This is a genomic window from Enterobacter cloacae complex sp. OE43NF, assembly GCF_023544405.1.
Classification (GTDB): Bacteria; Pseudomonadota; Gammaproteobacteria; order Enterobacterales; family Enterobacteriaceae; genus Enterobacter; species Enterobacter cloacae.
This window is the reverse complement of record NZ_JAMJFW010000017.1, coordinates 68,856-83,986: the sequence shown is the minus strand read 5'-3', so window position 1 is coordinate 83,986 and position 15,131 is coordinate 68,856. Positions and strand designations below refer to the sequence as shown.

The 15,131-nt window shown below is 51.6% G+C and carries 19 protein-coding genes and 1 pseudogene; 14 read left to right on the top strand and 6 right to left on the bottom strand.

All coding sequences use genetic code 11. From position 1 onward, the window contains the following. From M8370_RS10535 to M8370_RS10500, 8 genes are all read left to right on the top strand, one after another. The coding region (locus M8370_RS10535; protein WP_502799550.1) for an RHS repeat-associated core domain-containing protein at nt 1-216 on the top strand (216 nt) is incomplete at its 5' end. 142 nt (nt 217-358) lie between these two features. After that, the gene (locus tag M8370_RS10530; RefSeq protein WP_095439565.1) at nt 359-763 is read left to right on the top strand and encodes a hypothetical protein; all 405 of its coding nucleotides are present in this window, start codon (nt 359-361) and stop codon (nt 761-763) included. A 174-nt stretch (nt 764-937) separates the two neighbouring features. Further along, the gene (locus tag M8370_RS10525; protein WP_014832286.1) at nt 938-1,183 is read left to right on the top strand and encodes a hypothetical protein; all 246 of its coding nucleotides are present in this window, start codon (nt 938-940) and stop codon (nt 1,181-1,183) included. Nucleotides 1,184-1,328: 145 nt separating this feature from the next. After that, on the top strand, nt 1,329-1,811 hold the full coding sequence (locus M8370_RS10520) for a hypothetical protein (protein WP_029882741.1): 483 nt from the start codon (nt 1,329-1,331) through the stop codon (nt 1,809-1,811). A 226-nt stretch (nt 1,812-2,037) separates the two neighbouring features. Next, nucleotides 2,038-2,313 (top strand): hypothetical protein, encoded by a 276-nt coding sequence (locus M8370_RS10515; protein WP_250020943.1) that lies wholly within the window; start codon nt 2,038-2,040, stop codon nt 2,311-2,313. An 80-nt stretch (nt 2,314-2,393) separates the two neighbouring features. Next, nucleotides 2,394-2,774, top strand: a complete 381-nt coding sequence (locus M8370_RS10510; protein ID WP_058684583.1) for a hypothetical protein — start codon at nt 2,394-2,396, stop codon at nt 2,772-2,774. Nucleotides 2,775-2,790: 16 nt separating this feature from the next. Continuing rightward, the gene (locus M8370_RS10505; RefSeq protein WP_250020940.1) at nt 2,791-3,156 is read left to right on the top strand and encodes a hypothetical protein; all 366 of its coding nucleotides are present in this window, start codon (nt 2,791-2,793) and stop codon (nt 3,154-3,156) included. A 100-nt stretch (nt 3,157-3,256) separates the two neighbouring features. Continuing rightward, nucleotides 3,257-3,550, top strand: a complete 294-nt coding sequence (locus M8370_RS10500) for a YciI family protein (protein ID WP_058684647.1) — start codon at nt 3,257-3,259, stop codon at nt 3,548-3,550. A gap of 54 nt (nt 3,551-3,604) precedes the next feature. Here the strand turns inward: M8370_RS10500 and ychF are convergent, their stop codons facing one another. Both ychF and pth read right to left on the bottom strand, forming a co-directional pair. Then, nucleotides 3,605-4,696, bottom strand: coding sequence for a redox-regulated ATPase YchF (gene ychF / locus M8370_RS10495; protein ID WP_250020937.1), 1,092 nt, complete (start codon nt 4,694-4,696; stop codon nt 3,605-3,607). A 126-nt stretch (nt 4,697-4,822) separates the two neighbouring features. Further along, complete coding sequence (pth, locus tag M8370_RS10490; RefSeq protein ID WP_013096226.1) at nt 4,823-5,407, bottom strand: aminoacyl-tRNA hydrolase; 585 nt, start codon at nt 5,405-5,407, stop codon at nt 4,823-4,825. A gap of 273 nt (nt 5,408-5,680) precedes the next feature. On the opposite strand from pth, the gene ychH reads away from it, so the two are divergent. Beyond that, complete coding sequence (gene ychH, locus M8370_RS10485; RefSeq protein ID WP_013096227.1) at nt 5,681-5,956, top strand: stress-induced protein YchH; 276 nt, start codon at nt 5,681-5,683, stop codon at nt 5,954-5,956. A 123-nt stretch (nt 5,957-6,079) separates the two neighbouring features. Continuing rightward, the gene (locus tag M8370_RS10480; RefSeq protein WP_250020935.1) at nt 6,080-7,138 is read left to right on the top strand and encodes a MerR family transcriptional regulator; all 1,059 of its coding nucleotides are present in this window, start codon (nt 6,080-6,082) and stop codon (nt 7,136-7,138) included. On the opposite strand, the gene dauA is transcribed toward M8370_RS10480, so the two are convergent. The 4 genes from dauA to lolB all read right to left on the bottom strand — a co-directional run bounded on the left by dauA (nt 7,124) and on the right by lolB (nt 11,601). Continuing rightward, entirely contained in the window at nt 7,124-8,803 is a 1,680-nt protein-coding gene (dauA, locus tag M8370_RS10475) for a C4-dicarboxylic acid transporter DauA (RefSeq protein ID WP_250020932.1), read from the bottom strand. The two genes, M8370_RS10480 and dauA, sit on opposite strands and share 15 nt — an antisense overlap. A 245-nt stretch (nt 8,804-9,048) precedes the next feature. Then, nucleotides 9,049-9,996: a ribose-phosphate diphosphokinase gene (gene prs / locus M8370_RS10470; RefSeq protein ID WP_003856663.1), complete on the bottom strand. Its 948-nt coding sequence runs from the start codon at nt 9,994-9,996 to the stop codon at nt 9,049-9,051. A gap of 127 nt (nt 9,997-10,123) precedes the next feature. After that, nucleotides 10,124-10,993, bottom strand: coding sequence for a 4-(cytidine 5'-diphospho)-2-C-methyl-D-erythritol kinase (ispE, locus tag M8370_RS10465; protein WP_250020931.1), 870 nt, complete (start codon nt 10,991-10,993; stop codon nt 10,124-10,126). Continuing rightward, entirely contained in the window at nt 10,990-11,601 is a 612-nt protein-coding gene (gene lolB / locus M8370_RS10460; protein WP_013096231.1) for a lipoprotein insertase outer membrane protein LolB, read from the bottom strand. Before lolB ends, ispE begins: the two co-directional genes overlap by 4 nt. Nucleotides 11,602-11,802: 201 nt before the next feature. Here lolB and hemA point away from each other — a divergent pair, with 201 nt between their 5' ends. From hemA to M8370_RS10440, 4 genes and pseudogenes are all read left to right on the top strand, one after another. After that, nucleotides 11,803-13,059: a glutamyl-tRNA reductase gene (gene hemA / locus M8370_RS10455; protein WP_047361552.1), complete on the top strand. Its 1,257-nt coding sequence runs from the start codon at nt 11,803-11,805 to the stop codon at nt 13,057-13,059. A 41-nt stretch (nt 13,060-13,100) separates the two neighbouring features. Further along, complete coding sequence (gene prfA / locus M8370_RS10450; protein ID WP_250020929.1) at nt 13,101-14,183, top strand: peptide chain release factor 1; 1,083 nt, start codon at nt 13,101-13,103, stop codon at nt 14,181-14,183. Next, a complete protein-coding gene (prmC, locus tag M8370_RS10445; RefSeq protein WP_250020927.1) occupies nt 14,183-15,013 on the top strand; it encodes a peptide chain release factor N(5)-glutamine methyltransferase in 831 nt (276 codons plus the stop codon). The genes prfA and prmC overlap by 1 nt, the downstream gene beginning before the upstream one ends. Further along, nucleotides 14,989-15,081, top strand: a pseudogene (locus M8370_RS10440) (siroheme synthase); the annotation flags it as partial. The gene prmC and the pseudogene M8370_RS10440, both read left to right, overlap by 25 nt. Nucleotides 15,082-15,131 lie beyond the last annotated feature (50 nt).

The following is a 15,131-nucleotide window of genomic DNA, read 5'->3' as shown; positions in this document are numbered from 1 at the left end:
TGGATAGTGGATATTGAAGGGCTGGTGCGCTGGGAAGGGGGGAACAGTGCCTGGGGCAAGCTGCTGCGCGAGAGCGAGACGCAGGGATCAGGATATTCCCAGAACATGCGGATGCAGGGGGAACTCCTGCATCGTGAGACAGGGTTGCACGACAATCAGTTTCGGTATTTTTTGACCTGGCCGATTACTCTGAGGTACAGAAATGAAGAGAGATGACAGCGCTGTTGCATGGATCGGATATAGACACTGCACTTTCAATAGACTCCTTCACAAGGTGATTCGTGGTGGTTTGATGCATTAAGGAACGTGAAATCTTTCTGAAAGGACTTTTAAGAGCCTACATTGAGGTGATGTTACCATGATAAATGATAATAAACTTATTGATTATGCGCGAGAAAAAATACCGAATGAATATAATTCTTCTTTAAATAAAAATAATAATGTTCAATGTGCATCATTTATAAACAATACTCAAGATGAGTTGCGAATAATGAAAGCGCATAAAAATAATACAAAACTTACAGGGTTGAAGGTAGAAGGTCTTGATGAATTAATTATTGCTCTTGAAAATTTTGATGAAGAAACTGTCTTAGTAATTAATATCCGAACTAAGTTATTTTCCTTTAAAATTTATTTAGATAAAAATAATGCTCCACTGGGTGTTATAATCCTTAAGTTAAAAAAGAAAACCGACGAAGATATTCGATTTGGGCGAGATGTTCTTGGCATTACGACTCCTCCTCCTGACATAGAAAATGATTAGTCTTTATTGCTTAAACTGGTGTACAGACCAACCAGAATCTCCATGCGTAGCGTTCCGGTATGTATTTAGACTTGCATACATGGCTCCTTTGGAAAATGGAAACACAGTTTTAGGCGCATACCAGAAATTGGATATGCTAAAATAAATCGGAATAAGAAATCAGAGAAGCCGGTCATGAATTACGATTCATATAATGAAGTACTAGATTACCTCAATGTTTTTTTCAACGAAAGAGTGAATTCATCAATTTATTTGGAAAAACTAATGACTTTGATCGAAGGATCTCGCTCTGAAAAAACGGTGATGATAAGAGCTATTTATGAAACATACATGCAGTATGTAAAACAAAATAGAGATGGCATAAAAGTTAGCGCAGGGGAAAAAGAAATGTGGATTGACTTATTGCACCATTGGCAATAAGACTTTATTGTTATGCGCATGTAATTGTAAATGTTATAATAAATGTGATTTGTACACGGAAAATTCTCGTCATATGGTTGTTATCATGTTAAGTCGAATATATCATTAAGATCTTGTTAGACAGTCAAAAGTAAAGCAGGGGAACATGATTGCATTAAATTTAAATCCGATTACCGGTGATCTGAAATTTGATGATCTGCCTTTGGGAATGGATACTGAAGAAGGCTTTTGTAAGAGTGGTTTATACCACGAATTAATCAAGCGCAAAGCTGTAAATAAAATCATGCCGAATCACTACCTTGTTGACTCAGTAGCGTTTTTCGACAAAGAATTTCAAGTTACTATACGCCCAGTGTGCTATGGATTTCCTTTTATGCTTCATCTTGTTGATAAAAATAGTCAATACTATAACGCATTAAATGACTGGAATGCGCGAACTAATATTCATATGCTTAATGACTCAGTGAAAAGCTTGTCTGATTGGCTGAAAGAATCATTAAACCTGGAAACGCCTGACACCACGGAAACAGACATGATGAGATGGCGCTTTGAATGGGGGCGGGTTTCCGTCTCATATGAGATAAAATCATTTAATCATGGGATATATATAGTTTGGAATATAACATAGTCACTTTCAGATAAGATGGTTTAGATATGTTAGAAATGCATTTTGATGTTAATAGTGGCTTGGTGGCCATTGATAACTACCCCCTTGAATTAAAGGATTTAGAGACGTTTAAAAATTCGGAGTTTTACAAGTTATTCTCGCCATTTACGACAATAGGCCATTATTACTTCTCTATTGATAATATAGATGGGAAGATCAAACTTTCATTTTGGAACTGAGGCCTTCAGTGTTTTCTTTTTCCCCTTCAATATTCCTTACAAGTAAGAATGGAAATTTTTATAAAACTTTAGGAGATTGGAATAAAAGAGCCAATTTGAGTAATTTATCTGAAGAAGAACAACGCTTGACAGCATGGATTGAGAGTGAAATAACCTCGCACCCCAAACTTAAAATTATCACTCCCCCATATGGAATTCAATGGGATCATGAATGGGGAAGAATTATTGTACAGTCTAATGAAAAAAGCTTCGATTGTGGTATTTATATCGAATGGAATGTTTGATTAAATAATGTTAGTGATTAATAAATCGCCCCGTTTTCTTCTCACTTTACTTGATTAACAAATTCAAAAGTTTAAAAGAAATGAAAATAACTAATCGACTGAAAAAGAAAATATTAGTCCTGGATGGCATAGATAATGAATTTATAGATTATGGCACAGAAATAACATGCCCTGAATGCGAGGGTGTAATAATCTATTCCATCGTGAACTCATATGAGTTTGACTTGCTTTCTGAAGAGGTAAAATACTTCCTGGTTAAGAAAATGAGAGGTGTGAAGCTCGTCAGTGACAATAATATATATATTTATGATGACAGCCAACTAAATGTTTCGCAAAACACATGTTCAAAGTGTTTAAAAGAGTTTTCTACTGTATTAACGTATAAAGAAGTGCAGCCAGCCCGATACCGGGTTTATCTTGTGGGGCTTTTTGAAGGTGATTTGAAACAGTTCAAACTTTAAAAGTTGAGGTTTGCCAATGATTGAAAATCTCAGTTGTAGTAAAGAGAATGACCTGCTTCAATGGGCATGTAGTGAAAGTAACATACTGGTTAATATGCCATTTTTAGACTATGCAATGGTCGACTCAACACGCCAGTTAGTCTTTGCGTTAAGCGAGCCAAAGCCATTACAAACCGTTTTGACCATCTTCAATGCTCAGGGCGACAAACTATTTTGGTCTGCACCTCCTGAAGGCGCGACTTTCTATTACTTAACATTCAACCTGTCAAAGGAAGTGGTCGTTGTCTGTAGCTATCCAGAAAAAAAAAACGGCTGGCATGATTGGTTTTACTCCTGGGATATGACGCGTAACGCGTTGTCTTGCTCAGGCCCTGCATATTAAGATCAAATGCGCCCAAAATGATAACAATAACCGGGTGGCAAAAGAGGTACTGCATAAGCAATTCCAACAAGCGGCTAAAAACACAGCTGAGAGGCAAAGCATGAGCACAGTTTATATTGTCATTTTAACCTATATCAAACCACTCGAAGAGATTGATGCAGCGATACCAGCGCATGTTGAGTGGCTAAAAAAGGGGTATGCAGAGGGGATTTTCCTCGCATCCGGAAGACGGGTCCCGAGAAACGGTGGTGTCATTCTCGCTAAATGTGAGAGTCTTGCCTCACTTGAAGAGCGACTACGCGAGGATCCGTTTCAAAGGTTAAAGCTTGCGACGGCTGACATTATTCCTTTTGAACCCAGCATGAAAACAGAACGCTTAGCCAATGTGTGCTGACCGCGCAATAAAAAAATCCACGCCAAAGCGTGGATTTTTTTCATTCATACCGACTCAGACGTTAAACAGGAAGTTCATCACATCGCCATCATTAACGATGTAGTCTTTCCCTTCAGCACGCATCTTGCCGGCTTCTTTCGCGCCTTGCTCACCCTTGTAGGTGATGAAGTCTTCAAACGCGATAGTCTGCGCACGGATAAAGCCTTTCTCGAAATCGGTGTGGATCTTGCCCGCAGCCTGTGGAGCCGTTGCGCCAACAGGGATAGTCCACGCACGCACTTCTTTCACCCCAGCGGTGAAGTAGGTCTGCAGGTTGAGCAGGGCATAACCTGCACGGATAACGCGGTTCAGACCTGGCTCTTCCAGACCCAGCTCGGCCATGAACTCGTCACGCTCTTCGTCATCCAGCTCGGCGATATCGGCTTCTACAGCGGCACAAACCGGAACAACGACAGAACCTTCTTTCTCGGCGATAGCACGAACCTGATCGAGGTACGGGTTATTTTCAAAACCGTCTTCGTTCACGTTGGCAATGTACATGGTTGGCTTCAGCGTCAGGAAGCTCAGGTAGCGGATAAGCTCTTTCTCGTCTTTGCTCAGGTCAAGAGAGCGCAGCATACCTGCGTTTTCCAGCTGTGGCAGACATTTTTCCAGTACCGCTAATTCGGCTTTGGCGTCTTTATCGCCACCTTTGGCTTTCTTGGAGATACGGTGGATCGCACGTTCGCAGGTATCCAGATCCGACAGCGCCAGCTCGGTATTGATTACATCAATATCTTCCGCCGGGTTTACTTTACCTGCTACGTGGATAATGTTGTCGTTCTCGAAGCAACGCACCACGTGACCGATCGCTTCGGTTTCACGGATGTTGGTCAGGAACTGGTTACCCAGACCTTCACCTTTGGATGCACCTTTCACCAGGCCCGCGATGTCCACGAACTCCATAGTGGTTGGCAGAATGCGCTGTGGCTTCACGATTTCCGCGAGCTGGTCCAGACGCGGGTCGGGCATTGGCACAACGCCGGTGTTAGGCTCGATGGTACAGAACGGGAAGTTCGCCGCTTCGATACCCGCTTTGGTAAGCGCGTTAAACAGGGTGGATTTGCCCACGTTTGGCAGACCGACGATACCGCATTTGAATCCCATTTCTAAATCACCTTAATATCTTGATAATCAATCCGTTAACGATAACCGACTGATGAAAAGTAAATAACTACGCCTATTATACACGTAACCCGCCTACCGCGCGGTAAAAATGCCGTATCAGGCGGATTATTGCGCTTTGAAAGCATGTAAGCGGTTTGTCGCTTTGGTTAACCCATCTTTGAGCCAGATTTCAGTGCAGCGCGCCGCTTCGTCTACCGCCTCGTCAATCAGTTTCTGCTCAGAAACCGGGGGCTTACCCAGCACAAAACCAACAACTTTGTTTTTATCGCCCGGATGGCCGATTCCTACGCGCAAACGGTGAAAATTCGGGTTATTACCCAGCTTGCTGATGATATCTTTCAGACCGTTGTGTCCGCCATGTCCGCCGCCCAGTTTAAACTTTGCCACCCCTGGCGGCAGGTCCAGCTCATCGTGAGCAACCAGAATCTCATCCGGATTGATGCGATAAAACGTTGCCATTGCCGCCACGGCCTTGCCGCTCAGGTTCATAAAGGTGGTAGGCACCAGCAGGCGCACATCCGCGCCGGCGAGATTGATACGTGAGGTATACCCGTAGAATTTTGGTTCTTCACGCAGGGGAGCACGTAACCGTTCGGCCAGCAGATCAACGTACCAGGCCCCGGCATTGTGGCGGGTTGCAGCGTACTCTGCGCCTGGGTTGGCGAGGCCGACAATCAGTTTAATCGTCACGATTCAATTCCTAATGGGTTCCAGATCTGGCGCGTAGTTTACTGTCTGGCGCGCCGCTTGACAAAATTCTGCGACCTTAACAGCGAAATACGAATAATTACTTATTTGAACAATTAGAATTTCAAGCTGTTCAATGCGTTATTTGTAAATTTTTGTTTGGGAGTAATCTGTAATTGTGATCATTGACGCAACTCATAAAAGGGGCGTTGTCTATACTTTACACACAAGGAATAGGGACTTATTCCCTACAACCCAAAGTTCCGGAGGTGACATATGAAACGCAAAAACGCTTCGTTACTCGGTAACGTGCTGATGGGGTTGGGGCTGTTCGTGATGGTAGCCGGTGTGGGTTATTCAATTTTAAACCAATTGCCGCAGCTTGATCTCCCACAATACTTCGCGCATGGTGCGGTATTGAGCATCTTCCTGGGGGCGGTACTCTGGCTCGCCGGGGCGCGTGTGAGCGGTCATGAGGAAGTGTGTGATAAATACTGGTGGGTGCGCCATTACGACAAACGCTGCCGCCGCGACCAGCATAAGCACAGCTAGTGCGCATAGAATAAAGAACACTGAAACGACTCCAGATGGAGTCGTTTTTTTTGCCTGAGGGGTTGACCCTCACGTAACGTAAGGCACCAGAGTGGCGTCACTGGCAAAATAAAAGGAGCAGTTATGTTGATTCAGGTGGGTGAACTGGCAAAACGCGCTGGGATCACCGTGCGCACATTGCATCACTATGAGCAAACAGGGTTATTGCTGCCTTCTGCCAGAAGCGCGGCAGGTTACCGGCTTTATAATCTGGCGGATGTACAGCGCTTGCATATGATTCAGGCACTGGCAAAAGCGGGGCTGGAGCTTGCTGAAATCAGGGATTTTCTGGAGCAGGCGTCGCTTTCGTTAACGGAACTCCTCGATGCGCAAATCAGTTTGCTGGATAAACAGCTGCGCAGCATTAACACGCTGCGTGACAGGCTGGTGGACTTGCGCACCGGGCTTACCGGCGATGAAACCCCCGATCTGGAATCCTGGCTACAGACTCTGGAGTTAATGAATATGTACGATCGTTGGTTTAGCAAAGAAGAGTTACAGCAAATGCCGTTTGCGGTGCAGAAAGATGCGCTGGCGGCTGTCTGGTCAGGGCTGGTTACCGAGGCCAACACGCTGCTGGAACAGCACATACCCGTTTCTGACCCGCGGGCGATGGATCTTGCGACGCGCTGGATGGAGCGCCTGGAGCAGGACACTGCCGGCAAGCCGGAGTTTCTCACCCGGCTGAACGAGATGCACAGCGTCGAACCGCAAATGCGTGAGCAAACAGGCATCACCGCAGAGATGACCGACTACATCACGCGGGCGTTTGCCGAATCGAAGCTGGCCATCTGGGAAAAGTATCTCTCTGCCGATGAGATGGCTTTTACCCGGAAACATTACTTTGACCGCATGATGGAGTGGCCGCCGCTGGTGGCGAAGCTGCACCAGGCGCAGCGGGAAAATCTCGATCCCACCTCTGACGAGGCGCAAAAGCTGGCTGAAACCTGGCTGGCGTTGTTCCAGTCATACGCAGGAACAAACCCTGAGACGCAGCAAAAGTTTCGCGCTGCTATGCAGCAGGAGCCGCATCTGATGAAAGGGACATGGATGACGCCTGCTGTGCTTGAATGGCTCCAGCAGGCGATAGGGATAATGATGCAGAGACGTTTCTCCGCATCAGATGAATCACAGATCCGCTAACGCGGCGTCACGGTTGGGATAGAAGGCAAGGCGGCCAGGGATCGGCTGCACGCCAGCGCGCGCCATAGTGCGCAGCGGCTGAAATTCCAGATTACTCACCCGCAGCTCGCAGCCTTCCGGCAGACGTTTTACAAAGCGCTGGAAGGCGTCCAGCCCACCGGCGTCCAGCACCGGTACGGCATCCCATTTCAGCACCACAATCCGTTTGCCCGCAATGCGGGATTCCAGATCGCTGAACAGGCCTTCCGCCGCAGCGAAGAACAGCGGACCGATTACCCGCAGCACCAGTACATCATCAGGCACCTCCACGTTTACCGGGGAAAGGCGCGTCATCTGCGCGATCCGGCGCATAAACAGCAGGGAAGCCAGCACGATGCCGACGCTGATGGCGATCACCATATCGAACAGCACGGTCAGCGACATACAGATCAGCATGACGATGATGTCGTCTTTCGGTGCGCGACGCAGCAGGTTCACCACCTTATGCGCTTCGCTCATGTTCCAGGCCACCATCAGCAGCAGGGCAGCCATGGCGGAGAGCGGCAGCCAGGAGAGCAGCGGCGCGAGGATCAGCAACGCGAGGATCACCAGCAGAGAGTGGATAACCGCTGAAACCGGTGAGGTTGCACCCGCGCGCACGTTGGCCGCAGAACGGGCGATAGCCGCGGTGGCTGTAATACCGCCGAAGAACGGAGCGATGAGGTTACCTAAGCCCTGGCCGACCAGCTCGCTGTTGGCTTTGTGCTTGGTACCGGTCATGCCATCGAGCACTACGGCGCAGAGCAGAGATTCAATCGCCCCCAGCATCGCCATTGAAAAGGCGGCGGGCAGCAGTGCGCGCAGCGAATCCCAGCTTAAGGTAAAGCTGGAGCCGGGCATGTCCCAGGGAAGAACCAGCTGTGGTAACAGTTGAGGAATACCGCTGCCCTGAGAACCGTCCGCCAGAACATAGTGGAACTGCGAGCCGATGGTGGCGACATGACCACCAAACATGTTGACGATGGCCATAACCGCACAGCCCAGCAGCAACGCGGGCAGGTGGCCAGGCAGACGAATGCCTAAGCGCGGCCAGACGATGAGCGTACCCAGCGTAACGATCCCGATGGCGGCATCGCCCATGTTGGCCGTGGGCAGTGCCAAAAACAGCGCTCCCACTTTCTGCAGATAGTGCTCAGGAAAGTGAGGCATCTGCAGCCCCAGGAAATCTTTAATTTGCATCGTTCCGATGGTGATGCCGATCCCGGAGGTGAATCCCAGCGTTACGGAAAGGGGAATATATTCAATCAGCCGGCCAAAGCGGGCCAGGCCAAAGAGAATCAAAAAGAGGCCAGACATGAGCGTGGCAACCAGCAGGCCTGCCAGACCAAACTGCTGTGATACCGGATAGAGGATCACCACAAAAGCAGCGGTAGGGCCGGACACGCTGAAACGCGAACCGCCCGTGAGGGCAATCACGATCCCGGCGACGGCCGAGGTATACAGGCCATACTGTGGAGCCACGCCGCTGCCAATCGCCAGCGCCATGGCCAGCGGAATGGCGATAATACCAACGGTGATCCCGGCAATCAGGTCACGGATAAAGCGTGACGAGGTGTATTTCTCTTTCCAGCATGCGTCGATGAGGGCGCGAAAGGGCAGAACATGTGAGGAAGTGATGTTTTTCACAATTATCTATCATCCGTATGCGCATCATCTGTCATATGAATGGCAGGTGAAGGAGGCATTAATCATTGCTCGTCATACTTCGCGCTGCAGATGCGTTGGCTGCGCTCATTCATCCCAGTCACTTACTTGAGTAAGCTCCTGGGATTCATTCACTTGCCGCCTTCCTGCAACCCGAATTATTTAGAGCATTAATAAATATCAGAAACAAAAAAACCCGCCGCAGCGGGTTTTTCGGCCGTGTTCGATTAGTGTTCGAACATTGCAGAGATGGATTCTTCGTTGCTGATACGACGAATCGCTTCGGCCAGCATCCCGGACAGGGTCAGGGTACGCACGTTTGGCAGTGCCTTGATCTCGTCACTCAGTGGGATGGTATCGCATACCACAACTTCGTCAATGACGGAGTTACGGAGGTTGTTTACCGCGTTACCGGAGAAGATCGGGTGAGTCGCGTACGCGAACACGCGCTTGGCACCACGCTCTTTCAGCGCTTCAGCGGCTTTACACAGCGTACCGCCGGTATCGATCATGTCGTCAACCAGCACGCAGTCACGGCCAGCAACGTCACCGATGATGTGCATCACCTGAGAAACGTTAGCGCGCGGACGGCGTTTGTCGATGATTGCCATGTCGGTATCGTTCAGCAGCTTAGCGATAGCTCGGGCACGTACCACGCCGCCGATGTCCGGAGACACCACAATTGGGTTGTCCAGGTTCAGCTGCAGCATATCTTCCAGCAGGATTGGGCTGCCGAATACGTTATCAACCGGGACGTCGAAGAAGCCCTGAATCTGCTCTGCGTGCAGGTCAACGGTCAGTACGCGGTCAACGCCAACGCTGGACAGGAAGTCCGCGACAACTTTAGCGGTGATTGGCACACGCGCGGAACGGACGCGACGGTCCTGGCGGGCATAGCCAAAGTAAGGGATTACAGCAGTGATACGGCCTGCAGAAGCGCGACGCAGGGCATCGACCATAACAACCAATTCCATCAGGTTGTCATTCGTTGGAGCACAGGTGGACTGGATGATGAAAATATCACCACCGCGTACATTTTCGTTAATTTGTACGCTGACTTCGCCGTCGCTAAAGCGACCTACAGCGGCGTCGCCGAGGGAAGTGTACAGGCGGTTGGCAATACGTTGTGCTAGTTCCGGGGTGGCGTTACCAGCAAAAAGCTTCATATCAGGCACGAGAAGAACCTCAGGCATGCGTCCAGTGGTGGATAGCGTTCGCCGCAAACTATGCGGGGCCAGGCGAAATGCTATCCAGGCGGTGTATTAAAGAGCGCGATGCAACGTCTGGAACAGGGTGACGTTGTCACCGAAACTCAGTCTGCGCCAGAATGGCCTGCTGTAGGGAGGAGGTGTTCATCCCGCGCGCTACAAAACCATGCAGCCAATCCGGCGCTTGCTCAAGCACCTGACGAGCGGCGGATTCGGTGTCAAATTCAGCAAAGACACAGGCCCCTGTACCAGTCAGGCGCGACGGCGCGTATTCTAACAGCCAGGAAAGCGCCGCATCAACCTCGCGAAAACGTTTTCTTGCGATAACCTCGCAATCGTTGCTGAATTCACAATTTAATAACGTTTCTATTGACCGCGCCGGGGTATTGCGTGGCAGCTCAGGATCTTTGAAGATGACCGGAGTCGGAATGCTGACGCCTGGATGGGCTACGAGGTACCATTTTTCCGGCGGTTCAACCGGGGAGAGGATTTCACCCACCCCTTCAGCAAATGCTGCATGACCGCGCACAAACACCGGGACATCCGCCCCCAGCGTTAACCCTAACGCGGCCAGTTCATCCGTTGACAATCCGCAGCCCCAGAGATGATTCAGGGCGACCAGGACGGTCGCGGCATTGGATGAACCGCCACCCAGCCCACCGCCCATCGGCAGACGCTTCTCAATGCGAATATCCGCACCGCTCCCGGCGGGCAAGCGCCCGGTGTCAGCCGCTGCGTTCATCAGCAGACGCGCGGCGCGCACGATCAGGTTATCCTCATGCGCTACGCCTTCCACCGGCGTCAGCAGACAAATCTGCCCGTCCTGACGCAGCTCAATCGAGAGCGTGTCGCCATAATCGATAAACTGAAACAGCGTCTGCAGGGTGTGATACCCGTCAGCACGTTGGCCGGTGATATATAAAAACAGGTTAAGTTTTGCCGGAGAGGGCCAGTGGGTCATCATTTAACGATCCAGTTGTCCATTTTCAGCTTGATGCGCTGGCTACCCTGCGTCAGCTCCATATTCGATGGCAGCGACGGTTTACTGTTGCTGTCATAGGCGCTGTACACCACCTTCCAGGTTTTACCGTTCTGCGTGTAGTTCACCTGGCTCAGACGGTACTGATCGTCCAGGGTGTAGTCGGTGGCGTCACCCGGCAGGCCCAGGATCCACTGGCGCAGGCTGTTCAGCGGGATAGGCATTCCGGTCAGTTTGCCAATCATCTCTTCCGCATCGGTGGCGGTGTAGTGCTGGCCTTTGTTATCCGTGATCTGCGCTTCACCCGGCTTAGCGTTAAGCTCCAGCTCGGTACTGCCCAACGGGTTCAGCAGCAGCAGGCGGTAGTTATCCTGCCCCGTTTGCTGCCAGAAGAAGCGGGCATAAACCTTCTGTTCGTCAGAGAGATAAGCAAACGCGCCGCGGGTCTGGTACTGACTTAAATTACGTACGTCCTGCTGGTGCTGACGCCACTGTGGTGAGTCAGGGCTTTTGCCCGGGCCTTTTGGTTGAGTGACAGAACATGCGGTCAGAACCAGTGCTGCCAGCGGCAGCAGGCGAATCAGTCGGGTCATAATGAGGACAAATCCTTGAGATACGTTGCAGTTATAACTGTTAATGCTAGCGTTGAAGGGTGTCACCGTCTACGTTCAAATTATCTCAAAGCGTTGAGTAACCTATTACTCCGAAAGGGGGCAGTCTCTTTTATTGATCTCGCGCATCCTGTATGATGCGTCTTGCTAACCTTATTAACGCTGGTACTACTCCCGCTCAACATGACCCTATTAGCACTCGGCATCAATCACAAAACCGCCCCGGTTTCGCTGCGAGAACGCGTCACGTTTTCGCCGGATACGCTCGACCTGGCGCTGGATAGCCTGCTTGCACAACCGATGGTGCAGGGCGGGGTGGTGCTCTCGACGTGCAACCGTACCGAGCTTTACTTAAGCGTGGAAGAGCAGGATAACCTGCATGAAGCGCTGATCCGCTGGTTATGCGACTACCACAATCTCAACGAAGACGAGCTGCGTAAGAGCCTGTACTGGCATCAGGATAACGATGCGGTGAGCCATCTTATGCGTGTCGCGAGCGGTCTGGATTCGCTGGTGCTGGGCGAGCCGCAAATTCTCGGTCAGGTAAAAAAAGCGTTTGCGGATTCGCAAAAAGGGCATCTGAAAGCCAGCGAGCTGGAGCGGATGTTCCAGAAGTCTTTCTCCGTGGCGAAGCGTGTGCGAACCGAAACCGACATTGGTGCCAGTGCGGTTTCTGTTGCGTTCGCGGCCTGTACCCTTGCACGTCAAATCTTCGAATCCCTGTCGACCGTCACCGTGATGCTGGTCGGCGCGGGCGAAACCATTGAGCTTGTGGCGCGCCATCTGCGCGAGCATAAAGTGAAAAAGATGGTTATCGCTAACCGCACCCGCGAGCGTGCGCAGGTGCTGGCAGACGAAGTCGGGGCCGAGGTGATTGCGCTGAGCGAGATCGACGAACGCCTGAAAGAGGCGGATATCATCATCAGTTCTACCGCCAGCCCGCTGCCGATTATCGGTAAAGGGATGGTAGAGCGCGCGCTGAAATCCCGCCGTAATCAGCCAATGCTGCTGGTGGATATTGCCGTTCCGCGTGATGTCGAACCGGAGGTCGGCAAACTGGCCAACGCCTATCTCTACAGCGTGGATGACCTGCAAAGCATCATTTCGCACAACCTTGCCCAGCGTAAAGCGGCAGCGGTGCAGGCGGAAACCATTGTCGAGCAGGAAACCAGTGAATTTATGGCCTGGCTGCGCGCGCAAAGCGTCAGCGAGACCATCCGCGAATACCGCGGTCAGGCGGAGCAGGTGCGTGATGACCTGACTGCCAAAGCGTTAGCAGCTCTGGAACAGGGCGGCGACGCACACGCTATTATGCAGGATCTGGCCTGGAAACTGACCAATCGCTTGATCCATGCACCAACCAAATCACTCCAGCAGGCTGCCCGTGACGGGGACGATGAACGCCTGACTATTCTGCGCAACAGCCTCGGGCTGGAATAGCGCCCTATACCCATTTTCTATTACAAGGTGCACTTACGCCTATGAAGCCTTCTATCGTCGCTAAACTGGAAGCTCTGCACGAGCGCCATGAAGAAGTCCAGGCGCTGCTCGGCGATGCCGGGACCATTGCGGACCAGGAACGTTTTCGCGCACTGTCGCGTGAATATGCGCAGTTAAGTGATGTTTCAAAATGCTTTACCGACTGGCAACAGGTTCAGGAAGATATCGAAACCGCTCAGATGATGCTCGACGATCCTGAAATGCGCGAAATGGCGCAGGAAGAGCTGCAGGATGCCAAAGCGCGCTCAGAAGAGATGGAGCAACAGCTGCAGGTGCTTCTGCTGCCGAAAGATCCAGACGACGAGCGTAACGCGTTTGTGGAAGTCCGCGCCGGAACGGGCGGTGATGAGGCGGCACTGTTCGCCGGAGACCTGTTCCGCATGTACAGCCGTTACGCCGAATCGCGTCGCTGGCGCGTGGAGATCATGAGCGCCAACGAAGGCGAGCACGGCGGTTTTAAAGAGGTGATCGCCAAAATCAGCGGTGACGGCGTGTACGGCCGTCTCAAGTTTGAGTCCGGCGGCCATCGCGTGCAGCGTGTACCGGCGACCGAGTCGCAGGGCCGTATTCACACTTCAGCCTGCACGGTTGCGGTGATGCCAGAGCTGCCGGAAGCGGAACTGCCGGACATTAACCCGGCGGATCTGCGTATTGATACCTTCCGTTCTTCCGGGGCGGGGGGTCAGCACGTTAACACCACCGACTCCGCCATCCGTATTACCCACCTGCCAACCGGCATTGTTGTGGAGTGTCAGGACGAACGTTCTCAGCACAAAAACAAAGCGAAAGCGCTGTCCGTGCTGGGTGCGCGTATTCACGCGGCGGAAATGGCCAAACGTCAGCAGGCGGAAGCGTCAACCCGTCGTAACCTGCTGGGCAGCGGCGATCGTAGCGACCGTAACCGTACCTACAACTTCCCGCAGGGCCGCGTGACCGACCACCGCATCAACCTGACGTTATACCGTCTGCATGAGGTGATGGAAGGCAAGCTCGATATGCTGATTGAGCCTATCGTGCAGGAATACCAGGCCGACCAGCTGGCGGCATTGTCCGAGCAGGAATAATGGATTTTCAGAGCTGGTTACGCCTGGCCACCGGCGCGCTCCCTGACAGTGAAAGCCCGAAGCGCGACGCCGAAATTTTGCTGGAATATGTGACGGGAAAAGCCCGCACGTATCTGCTGGCCTTCGGTGAAACCGAACTGACCGTAGAGCAGGAAGCGCAGCTGGCCGCGCTGCTTACCCGCCGTAAAACCGGCGAGCCGGTGGCGCATCTGGTTGGGGAGCGCGAGTTCTGGTCGTTACCCTTGTTCGTCTCAGCGGCGACGCTAATCCCGCGTCCTGACACCGAATGTCTGGTGGAGCAGGCGCTGGCGCGGTTACCCGCAGCGGCCAGCCGCATTCTCGATCTCGGAACGGGCACTGGCGCAATCGCGCTGGCGCTCGCCACCGAGCGGCCCGATTGCGCGGTAACGGCGGTCGATGTGATGCCCGACGCGGTGGCACTGGCGCAGCGTAACGTTGAGCGACTGGGCGTGACTAATGTGACCGTGCTGCAAAGCAGTTGGTTCAGTGCGCTGGAGAAGCAGACGTTCGGGATAATTGTCAGTAATCCGCCCTATATTGACGAACATGACCCGCATCTGGCGCAGGGGGATGTTCGCTTTGAACCGCTGACGGCGCTGGTCGCAGGTAATGCAGGGCTGGCCGATCTGGAACACATTGTGACAATGTCACGACAACATCTCCTGCCCGGCGGCTGGCTGCTGGTGGAGCATGGCTGGACGCAGGGGGAGGCGGTGCGTGGGCTCTTCAGGCAGACGGGTTATGCTGCTGTCGAGACCTGCCGCGACTACGGCGGTAACGAGCGTCTGACGCTGGGGCAGTGGCAGTGAAAACAGGTTATCTGCCATTTACTGATAAAGGCGCATGGCTGACTGAAAAGCTGTTTGGCGTTATCATCTATACCCAAAATAATTCGAGTTGCATGAAGGCGGCAAGAGAGCGAGTCCT